Source organism: Thermoactinomyces sp. CICC 10522 (assembly GCF_016055075.1).
In the GTDB taxonomy this organism is placed as follows: Bacteria; Bacillota; Bacilli; order Thermoactinomycetales; family Thermoactinomycetaceae; genus Thermoactinomyces_A; species Thermoactinomyces_A daqus.
The window spans coordinates 1-5599 of sequence record NZ_JAECVY010000038.1 but is presented as its reverse complement, the minus strand read 5'-3'; the positions used below and the strand labels follow the sequence as shown (position 1 = coordinate 5599).

At 41.7% G+C, this 5599-nt stretch carries 5 protein-coding genes and 1 pseudogene; all 6 read right to left on the bottom strand.

All coding sequences use genetic code 11. The annotated features are described in order from the left end of the window. Positions 1 to 518: 518 nt before the first annotated feature. A pseudogene (locus I8U18_RS17260) lies at positions 519 to 608 on the bottom strand (helix-turn-helix domain-containing protein); the annotation flags it as partial. A gap of 1018 nt (positions 609 to 1626) precedes the next feature. After that, a complete protein-coding gene (locus I8U18_RS17255; protein WP_198056591.1) occupies positions 1627 to 1968 on the bottom strand; it encodes an RHS repeat-associated core domain-containing protein in 342 nt (113 codons plus the stop codon). Positions 1969 to 1976: 8 nt separating this feature from the next. Then, on the bottom strand, positions 1977 to 2618 hold the full coding sequence (locus I8U18_RS17250) for a hypothetical protein (RefSeq protein WP_483316416.1): 642 nt from the start codon (positions 2616 to 2618) through the stop codon (positions 1977 to 1979). Positions 2619 to 2736: 118 nt separating this feature from the next. Beyond that, on the bottom strand, positions 2737 to 3018 hold the full coding sequence (locus I8U18_RS17245) for a hypothetical protein (RefSeq protein ID WP_198065163.1): 282 nt from the start codon (positions 3016 to 3018) through the stop codon (positions 2737 to 2739). A gap of 232 nt (positions 3019 to 3250) precedes the next feature. Continuing rightward, a complete protein-coding gene (locus I8U18_RS17240; protein ID WP_198056594.1) occupies positions 3251 to 3586 on the bottom strand; it encodes a hypothetical protein in 336 nt (111 codons plus the stop codon). Between the two features lie 420 nt (positions 3587 to 4006). Beyond that, positions 4007 to 5599: RHS repeat domain-containing protein (locus tag I8U18_RS17235; protein WP_198065162.1), on the bottom strand; the 1593-nt coding region annotated here is incomplete at its 5' end.

Sequence of the window (5599 nt, the reverse complement as noted above, 5' to 3'; positions counted from 1 at the left end):
AGCAGTCCATTTTCGCCGCCCCATAAAAAACGACCCCTTTCTTGCTTCCTTCCATTATACTTTATCTTTCGTCTGGAAGCGTATGGGGTCATTATAAAATGTCCGCTTGGAGCCATCCGAAAGGTTTTTGGTTGTACAACAATCATATCGGATCTACATTTACTGCACCTACAGATTCCACTCAAATCATTCCATAGTGTAATATTCCCTTTCTGTTTATTCCCTTCTTTCGGATTGGCTTTTTTTCAGATTGCCCGAGAGACAATCGGCATATGATGATTTTTAAATACCAGCCATTTTTCTCTGGGGTTGCGGATTTGTTTCTTACGCCCACCGATCTTTTATTGTCCTTTGCATACCAGTCGAAGATCTGCCGTACGACCTAAGCTATCTCTTCATTGATCTTCAAAAATCCGTCCACCCGGTCAAACGTTGTACTGAAATCTTTAATCCAGTCGGCCTTTTTCCCCACATAAAAACCCCTGCCTTCTTGCAAATGCGGCAGGGTCACATGCAGACTATATCTTTAATTCGCCCAATCTTACCAACTCCACTACGGCTTGGGATCGTCCTTTCACATTTAACTTTTGCATGACGTTGCTGATGCGTACCTTTTGCAAACTTTGGGACATTTTTATGTAGATATACTGGTCAAAATATGAACTTAAATTAATCCAGAATGACGAGACATCTTATCCTATTATGGACAGGTTTGGCCGATCATTCATTGCTTTTTGTTCGTCGATTTGCTCCAAATTAATCCACATCTTATTTTTACTGTGGATTTTAATTCAATTAAATCTTATTCATTATTTCGGATCGATCTATTTTTATAGGTGAATAATTATCATTTAATCTAATTTTCTACATTCCAGCCAGCATTCCCATTCTGATTAGTTTATGAACTTATCTCCGGCCATCTCATCTTAGGCGGCGAACAGTCAAACATCAATCCGAACCAGGGTGTCCTCCTTCAATTTCTTTACAAAAAATACCATTAAATAAATTTCGCAAAACAAAAGGAAAAGGTCATCAGACAAAGAATCATATTCCTTTTTTTACAAAATAATGCCACATCTCAATCCAGATATTCGAAAAACAAAGATAAAAAACAAACCAAACATAATAAATCAGGACCATTATTATTCCTAAACGGGTTTTTAAAGAACCGACAAAATATAAAATAATGATTACTGTCAAAACAATAATCCCTATCAAATATAGCAAGCTTACAAAAATGTCATCCATCATCCACGCTCACCTTACCTTGAAATGTTAGTAAGACACAGCCTGTTTCGGGCTGTGTCTAATTATTCGACTAAAATGACTATATTTTAAAACCAACTTAACCATGCATATCGAATAGCTATCCTTATATCTCTTGCTGCCTGATAAAAATTACGGATTGCCATATACGTATGGAATGGGGCGTAATAAGCATAGGCTATAATTGATCCAATTGTAACTGCTGCTAGCTCCAATTGACCTGTTTCTATTTCAAATGGTAATACACGCATTGCCAGTCTAAAATCCTCGATAGTACCCGAGCAATTATTTTTTTAAGGTAGCTATAATAATATGATTGAGGCCTGTTTTCAAGCCACGCTAAACCAGCGTAAAGTTCTACTACCCCTGCGAAAACATGGCGTATAGCGGCTGCCAGGTAACGGCCAACCATCGAATGTCATTTGGATCAATATTGTTCACAGGATTGTTTTGACAATATATATACTTATGCTGGCTTAATGGATCACTTGGAATACCCTCAAACGTATCCCTCGTCAAGAATCTTCCCGTATCCGGATTGTAGTACCGGCTTTGCAAGTAATACAATCCCGTTTCCTTGTCATATCTATAACCCGCGTACGTATAGGGGTTGACGACGGTACCCGTTTGGCTGACGAGGTTGCCGAAGGCATCGTAGGTATACGTCCACGGCACCGGTGCTATCGGTGAGTGCCACGACATCCCCACGGTCAATTAATTGGTAGTTTCCCACCCCGGGTCATGCTGACAGGCAGATTGTCGTCATCATAGGTGTAGCTGGCGACGACGGCTCCGCTTTGATCCGTCTCATAAGACACGTTCTTGTTCTGGTCATAGTGGAACGTGATCGTGCCAGAAGCGGTGGTCATGGTTTTGCGCATGCCATCGGCCCGGTAGGTGAACGAGGCGATGGTGTTGCCGCTGCTGTCTTTCACCTGAATCAGGTGGTTGGCCGCGTCGTAGACATAGGTTTTGCTGCCATCGCTGGTCAGGTTGCCATTGGCGTCGTAGGTATAGTTCGTGCCGTTGACCGAAGTGAGTTGGTCAGCATCGTCGTACGTATACGTTGTGGTGGTGCTGTTTCCCCCCTGGGTGACTTTCTGGGTGAGGCGGTTACCCACTTCGTCATAGGTGTATTCGATCACCGTTCCGTCTGGCCGGGTTTCCTTGGTCAATTGGTCCAGTGCGTCATACTCGTAAGACGTCATTTGTGGCGGGTTGGTTCCGTCTGTTTCGGTAACGGAGGTGATCCGCCCTTTATTGTCATACGCATAGAGATAGCTGTAGAGCAAGTTGCCGTTTTTGTCGAAGATGTCCCGTTCGACCAGATCCCCGGCGCCGTTGTAGCCAATAGGGTCTCAAATATCTATCTTTTGCCGCCCAATAAAAATAACCCCTTTCTTACTTCCTACTATTATCATTTTGTCTGGAAGCGTATGGGGTCATTATACCGATATATTTTTATGACTATTAAATGAATCCTGATTTAATAGGTTTTACGAGAAGAATTAGAATGGCAATTATGATAAACATGATAGCAACTATAAAAAATGATTTTTTATCTTTTTCTTTTTCCTCCATAAAGGAATCTATTCCATATCTAATAGCTGCTAACATGAAGGCACTTCCTAAAAAGTAGTCAAACCAAGGGGGGGTAGTATCAGTAAACATAAAATAAATAAGAGCTATGGAAAAAGAGAAAGTTAACAAATTTATTATTGTTTTTATCTTTTTAATTATCGATAAATCCATGTATTATCTTCCCGCCTATAAAATAAGTTTTTCGTTTCATTAAATTCCAAAATTACGCTGGTCAATAGTTACTCAAATTTATTTCGAGTCGTAGTAATTCCATTGTACTGAAATAAGAGAGAATGTTAATTACTAACGATTTTTGAATTTCTATTCCTGTGAGAATAACCCGCTCATGAAAATTTGGTTCACTTGAAACCTGCAACCGTAGTATTTATAGATATTTGCCGGATTATCTAATCAAATGATAGATTGAATACAAACCTAGCAAGAAAAAAAAGATTGTTACTGGAATACGAAGGAAATCAATAACAGATGAAATCCAGTTTTCTTCCGTATGATTATCCAATTCCATCTGCTCTCCGTTAAGATGAACTTTCTGAAACAACACCATCACCTTTTGACCATCTTCATTTTCACATAAAAAATTAAATTGTCCACCATCAATATAAAGATCATCTAGACTACGTCTTAATTTTTTCACTTGGTTTACATCTAGCTCTATTAGAACCTCAATTTCCTCTACCCGATTGCAAATTCTAATATTAGGCTCTACCATACTTGACAATGCCTTTCACCCACTTATAAGTAACTGGATTAGATAGTAAATACTAGATACAAATCCAATTACACTCCCTAATAGTACAAAAAGGCTTATAAAATAATAAAAGAATTTCCTTATATGGCTTTGATCTTTTACGGTTCTATTAAAAACAATACGTACTGTTTTTTGCTCACAAGTTTGAGAGGAAAAAACACATGAATCTTCTATTCTATATTCTAACTCAGTGATACATTGTGTTAAATGAAGTAAATCTTTATCTGATAATTGAATGAGTATAATTGGACCTATACTGCTTTCTTTGAATTGAACCAAGTGACTATTCTGAGACAATAATAGACATCTCCTCTTACCAAAGTATTTAGGTTTCTAGCAAGCAAGGTTTTATAGCAACACTTGCTTGCTAGTACTTTTATAGAAATTCTCTTACAGCCACCTTCTGAGTCTTCCTAAAACATGCCACTTCCAAAATTTTACAACAACTCTTCTCATGGCCCTTAATCCTGACCAAAAACCACGCGCTTTTGAAGAGACCCAAGCCACATAGATGGAATAACGAATGCCTGATATCGCTGATAAGGAAAGTAACTTCAGCCAACGAGTAAACGGTAACGAAGCCAAAAAATATCGTAGAAACTTAGGCCAGATAACACTCCATCTCCAATGGCTCCAATTGAAGCCATAAGTCCAAAGCATATCAAAAGCAGTCGAAACCAAAGCGGCAATCAATGCATCTAGAATTATTTCTCCTATAATAACTAAGAGAGGATTCTGTCCCGTAGGATCAGATTGCATAACAGGATTATTTTCAACATAAGCATACTTATTCAAACTCAACGGCTTTTGCTCAAACCCTTCAAACTTATCCCTTGTCAAAAATCTTCCCGTATCCGGGTTGTAGTACCGACTTTGCAAGTAATACAAGCCTGTTTCCTTGTCATATCTATAACCCGCATACAAGTATGGATTTTCCACCGTTCCGGTTTGGCTGACGAGGTTGCCGAAGGCATCGTAGGTGTACGTATTGACCACGGCACCGGTGCTATCCGTGAGTGCCACGACATCCCCATGGCCGTTCAATTGGTAGAAATACGTTTTTCCACCCCGGGTCATGCTGACTGGCAAATTGTTGTCATCGTAGATATAGCTGGCGACGACGGCTCCGCTTTGATCCGTCTCATAAGACACGTTGTTGTTCTGGTCATAGTGGAACGTGATCGTGCCTGAGGCGGTGGTCATCGTTTTGCGCATGCCATCGGCCCGGTAGGTGAATGAGGCGATGGTGTTGCCGTTGCTGTCCTTGACGGCGGTTAAGCGGTTGGCCGCGTCATAGACATAGGTTTTGTTGCCATCGCTGGTCAGGTTGCCGTTGGCGTCGTAGGTATAGTTCGTGCCGTTGACCGAAGTGAGTTGATCGGCGTCGTCGTAGGTGTATGTCGTAGTCGTGCTGTTTCCGCCCTGGGTAACTTTCTTGGTGAGGCGGTTGCCCGTTTCGTCATAGGTGTATTCGATCACCGTTCCGTCCGGCCGGGTTTCTTTGGTCAATTGGTCCAGTGCGTCATACTGGTAAGACGTCGTTTTCGGCGGGTTGGTTCCGTCTGTTTCGGTAACGGAGGTGATCCGCCCTTTGTTGTCATATGCGTAGAGATAGCTGTAGAGCAAGTTGCCGTTTTTGTCGAAGATGTCCCGTTCGACCAGATCTCCGGCGCCGTTATAGCGGTTAAAGGTCATGTTGCCGTCGGCCGTTTTGCGGCGGGCCACCTGGTCTTGCTCGTTGTAGTTGAACCACGCTTGATTCGCGCCGTTAGAGGTGATTTTCACCAGTTGGTTATTGCTGTTGTAGGCATACCCTTGCGTGATCACCGTGCTGCCGGCGGTCAGTTTTTGCTGGGTGACGTTGCCGTTCGCATCATAGGTGTAGTCGGTCTGGTTGCTGTTCGGCTCCTGAACGGAAGTCAGGCGATTGTCGGCGTCATAGCTGTAGTTGGTCGATGTGCCCGTCGTTTCGTCCGTTTCCTT